This window comes from Bacteroidota bacterium, assembly GCA_039714315.1.
Lineage (GTDB): Bacteria > Bacteroidota > Bacteroidia > Flavobacteriales > JADGDT01 > JADGDT01.
In genome coordinates this window covers 1-4,894 of sequence record JBDLJM010000183.1, presented here as the reverse complement: position 1 = coordinate 4,894, position 4,894 = coordinate 1, and the positions used below count along the sequence as shown (strand labels likewise).

Genomic DNA, 4,894 nt, shown 5'->3' with positions numbered 1-4,894 from the left:
AGGGAGAGTCTTTTAAGTTTGAAATAAAATGGAAGTATAATATAAATGATTATATAAAATACGGAGGCAGATCGGGATACGAACCATTTGAAGATGCTAACAATATTTATGTAATTGCCCAGTGGTTTCCGCGTATGGCAGTTTATAATGATAGGGAAGGGTGGCAGACAAGCCAGTTTTTGGGAGCCGGTGAATTTGCATTGGTTTTTGGCGATTATGATGTGAAAATAACCGTGCCGGCCGATCATTTGGTCGGAGCAACCGGAGAGCTGCAAAATCCAACTTCTGTATTGAGTTCAACACAGCGAAAACGCTTAAATAAAGCACGTAATACTTTCGATAAACCCGTAGTAATACAAACTCAGGAAGAGGCTGAAAAAGCTGAAAAGAGTAGGAGTAAGGCAAGTAAAACATGGCATTTTAAAGCAAAAAATGTAAGAGATTTTGCCTTTTCAAGTTCGCGAAAATTTATCTGGGATGCAATGGCTGTTAAACTGGAAAACAAAACGGTAATGGCAGTATCCTATTACCCCAAAGAAGGAAACCCGCTGTGGGAAAAATATTCTACCAGAGCTGTTGCCCATACTTTAAAAACTTACTCTAAATATACTTTTGACTATCCATACCACAAAGCTATTTCAGTAAATGCAAAAGATCAGGGAATGGAATATCCTATGATTTGCTGGAACTTTGGACGCCCTGAATACGACGGAACTTATCCTGAATGGGTAAAGTATGGAATGATCAAAGTAATTATACACGAAGTGGGGCATAACTATTTTCCGATGATTATAAATTCGGATGAAAGGAAATATGCATGGATGGATGAAGGGTTAAATTCTTATTTGGAATTTGTTGCCGAGCAGGAATGGGAGGAAGATTTTCCTGTAAATAGGGGGCATGCCACTACTATTGTTCCTTTTATGAAAGCCGATGCTACTAATAAGGCAACAATGATGACACGTTCGGATTATGCAAGAGATTATTATAAAAATAATTATGATAAGCCTGCTACAGCGTTAAATATACTAAGGGAAACTGTTATGGGTAGGGAGCTATTCGATTTTGCCTTTAAAGAATATGCAAATCGCTGGAAGTTTAAGCATCCTACACCTGCAGATTTTTTCAGGACTATGGAAGATGCTTCAGGTGAAGATTTAGGCTGGTTCTGGAGAGGATGGTTTTATTCTAATAAAAATCTGGATCTAGAGTTGGTTTCGGTAAAAGAGATACAGGTAAATAACCAGAATCCCGAAGAGCAAAATGAATTTAGACGCAGTCAGGAAGTTAGCCAAAATATCACCACATTAAACAACCGTAAGGCCGGAATTAAAACCTATGTGGAAAAAGATACTGCAGCTTTGGATTTTTATAATAGCTATGATAAATATGCTGTAACCGAATACGACAGGAATGCATACGAGTATATGACTACCCAAACCGAAGAAGGAGAACAGAGGGCTATGAATGACTCTAACTACTTCTATGAGCTGAAAATTAAAAATAACGGAGAGCTGATAATGCCTGTTTTACTTAGTTTTATATTTGAGGATGGCAGTGAGCTTGATGAGAAGCTTCCCGCACAAATATGGCGCTATAATCAAAAAGAGTTCACTAAAGTGTTCTATTTCGACAAAAAACTTAAATCTGTTGAAATTGATAAGTATCAGGAAACGTCAGATATAAATACGGAAAATAACTCATGGCCTGTAAAAGTTACAAAATCGAGATTTGAAGTTTATAAGCAGCGTATGAGGCCATATTCTAATAAGATGCAGGAGGCTGCGGATTAGAGTTTGTAACCTGATTTAGAAATATTATACTATTTGATTTATGCCTTAGAATCCTGTCACGCTCTTTAGCATGATTGACAGGAGATGAGATGACAAAAAATATTAAGTTTTGTGGTTAAAAGAAGTTATCATATGTAGTGTGTATGTGGTTGAAGAGTTTGAAATTGTGATAGTTACGTGATAGTAATAGACAATAAAAAAGAAGACTGCTATTATTAACAGTCTTCTTTTTTATTAAAAGTCTTTATTTTACCAATTACCTAAACCGGTTTTGAATTTGCTCCTGTAAGTTTCAACAACATCACTCATATCTCCAGTAGCTTGTTCTTGAATAATAGCAAATGATCCCCAAATAACTGGTCCAATTTCTGTATCGTCAGCACTATACCAAATTCCATCAACAACATAAGCATCAGATGGAGCAGCAACAATTTTTACAAAATAAGTATAAGTTCTTTCAACACCATCATCATCAATATAGTGTCCTTTTTCATGATTAGTTAACCAAGCACCAGAGCCGATATAAGAATCAAAACCAAAATGCCTGTCTAATTTTCCATCCCCATCACAATCTTTGTTGGATAACCATGCATCATTCCATTTCATAATTAAATTAATCTTACGATATGGCCAAACCCAATGACTTTCAGCATCTGGATTTTCAGACAAATATGATTCATCATCGCCATTATAAGGTGGGAAAGCCGATCCTGCCCTACCTAAATAGGCATCGGCATAAGAGCCATTAAACATGTGAGCCTGGTAATTATAGCCAAAAATATCATATCCCGGCGATAATGCTTCGTCAGCTAAATAATGCTCTGAATTGTACATAAGAGTTGCACTTTGAATAGTAGTACACATTTTAGTACCAGAAGATTTTTTTACATTAAATGATTTTAATACTGCTTCGTCTGCGATATCATTTTTATCACAAGATGTTGCGACTAACATGATTGATGCTAATAATAAATAAACTTTTCTCATAATATTGGATTATTGAGGGTTAATTAGTTTTTAATTAGATCTAAAGTAAGTAAAATATTACATTAGGCAAAATGTAAATTATATAATATGTTATATATTTTGTTTGTTGTAAGATTAATATGTTCAAAAAACTGGAAGAAAAAGATAGAGTAATATATCAATGCTGAAGTATGAAAATCAAAGGAGTTAACTCATATTAGAGATGAAAATCATAGCTAATAAACGATGTTAACAGATGAAAAAGCCAGGGTGATAAATGTAATAAACCCGGGAGTAAGGATATTTGATTTCTTTGTTTGTTAATTTGTTTAATTAACTGACATGCAGGTGTTTAAATTGTATGTTGTGCTTGGTTTTCATTGTTACTTAAAGGAAAATTCATATCTTTATAGTTGCGTTTAGTTAACCACAAAAGCTACTATAATGAGATGTTTTAATAAATTAGTAACATCGCTTGTTGCTATAGTCTTTCTCACATTTTCATCATGCGAGAGACCTCCCGAAGAAGATACCTTACAAGATGTATCATTCAGAATAGTTAATGTTTCAGACGATAATAAAAAATCAGATCTCGATAAAGATGATTTACCAACATGCTCGGACGAACTGCCGGCTCATGTAAAGGCTGTTATAGACGGTGAGGAATATTTATTGGATGTTTTACCAAACTTAAATGATGGTACCGAAACCGAAGTTATTAAAATGGCTGTCGGGAAACATACACTTGAGTATTTTGCCGTTTATGATAAAGATATGAAAATGATTTGGCTGGCACCGTCCAATGGTTCTGCTTATCAGGAATTATGGGGAATTGAAGGAGTCAGTAAGGATTTCGAGGTTGTTGCTTTTGAAAAATACCCTGTAGATGTAGACGTACTGTGTTTTGAGGAATACAGCTATGATGAATTTGGTTTTTCGTGGATAGATTTTAATAAAATTAAGGTCAAAACCCTTTGTTTCGAAGGCGATGTTTGCGTAGATAATCATAAGGCATGGCATGCAAACGGATCGCCATATTCAGGTCAGAAAGCATATAAAGGCAGTACTTTTCCCGCTATATTTAAGGTAGAGATTACTGCTGGTGATGAAATGGTTAATAATGAAAAGAAAAATTCTAATCAGAGTTGGCTGGGCGAGGATAAACCTTTATGTATAGAATATCCCGACATTGTAGACAGTGAAAACACTTATACTTTTTATATTTATTTACTGATGCCCGACGGTTCGTTTAAGGAAATTATCTCGGAAGAATTTAGCGCTGACGATGATCCTGCTGTAATTACCGGTGATAATGGTAAATATGAATTTACATGGGGCGATTGTAGTTCCACGGATCCTGACCCGGATCCTGATCCCAGCGGTAATATTAAGTGTGAAACTGCTTTTGTTAAATTTAAAAAAGAAAGAAATAAGGGTGATGAAAAAGGTTATGTGTTTACCCGAAAAAGAAGGGATAATCCGGAAAAGTACCCTGAATTAGGAATATCGACTAACTGGGGATGGGCCGCTAAACTTCACGATAAAGATAATATTAACTTCACACGACCTCTTTGGGCTGCATGCGGTAGGAATGATACAGATAAAGGAACATTGGTAGGAACAGTTAGCTATAAAGAAAAAGGAAACGGGAATATCTCTGTTACCTATAAATTAGATGAAGGCTATTTCCTTACGGAAGTTCACACTTATGCAAGTTCAAAGAAACCCAAAAAAGCATCTCCCGGACAGTATAATTATAAGGCCGGTAAAAACGGACAGCCGCAATTAGAAAAGAAGGCAACAAAATATACCTTTAATGTAAGGGGAGAGGATGACCCCGATGGAAACGGAAAGTATAAAGAGGTAGATTGGCTTATATCGCATGCTGTTGTTTGTGGAGAGTATCCTTGTAATAATTATGATGATAATGGATGGAACGGCGATGATGACGATGGCGGCGATGATGACGATGATGACGATGATGATGACGATGATGATGACGATGACGATGATGACGACGATGATGACGACGATGATTAATACGACTAAAAAATAAAGACAAATAAAAGCCCGGCATGTGTCGGGCTTTTTTTGAGGCTACCCATGACAACTTTTTTTACCGCCAAGTTTCGCAA

Annotated in this window: 3 protein-coding genes; 2 read left to right on the top strand and 1 reads right to left on the bottom strand. The window is 35.9% G+C overall.

What is annotated here, in order from left to right:
- Positions 1-1,793, top strand: a 1,793-nt coding sequence (locus ABFR62_12950; GenBank protein ID MEN8139331.1) for a M1 family metallopeptidase, incomplete at its 5' end; no start/stop codon positions are given.
- A gap of 249 nt (positions 1,794-2,042) precedes the next feature.
- Here ABFR62_12950 and ABFR62_12945 read toward each other — a convergent pair.
- The gene (locus ABFR62_12945) at positions 2,043-2,780 is read right to left on the bottom strand and encodes a hypothetical protein (GenBank protein ID MEN8139330.1); all 738 of its coding nucleotides are present in this window, start codon (positions 2,778-2,780) and stop codon (positions 2,043-2,045) included.
- Between the two features lie 423 nt (positions 2,781-3,203).
- Here ABFR62_12945 and ABFR62_12940 point away from each other — a divergent pair, with 423 nt between their 5' ends.
- The gene (locus tag ABFR62_12940) at positions 3,204-4,799 is read left to right on the top strand and encodes a hypothetical protein (GenBank protein MEN8139329.1); all 1,596 of its coding nucleotides are present in this window, start codon (positions 3,204-3,206) and stop codon (positions 4,797-4,799) included.
- Positions 4,800-4,894: the final 95 nt, after the last annotated feature.

What these genes read in the sequence shown, in the direction of transcription:
- ABFR62_12945 (MEN8139330.1), bottom strand. Translation starts at nt 2,780, where the DNA reads ATGAGAAAAGTTTATTTATTATTAGCATCAATCATGTTAGTCGCAACA.
- ABFR62_12940 (MEN8139329.1), top strand. Translation starts at nt 3,204, where the DNA reads ATGAGATGTTTTAATAAATTAGTAACATCGCTTGTTGCTATAGTCTTT.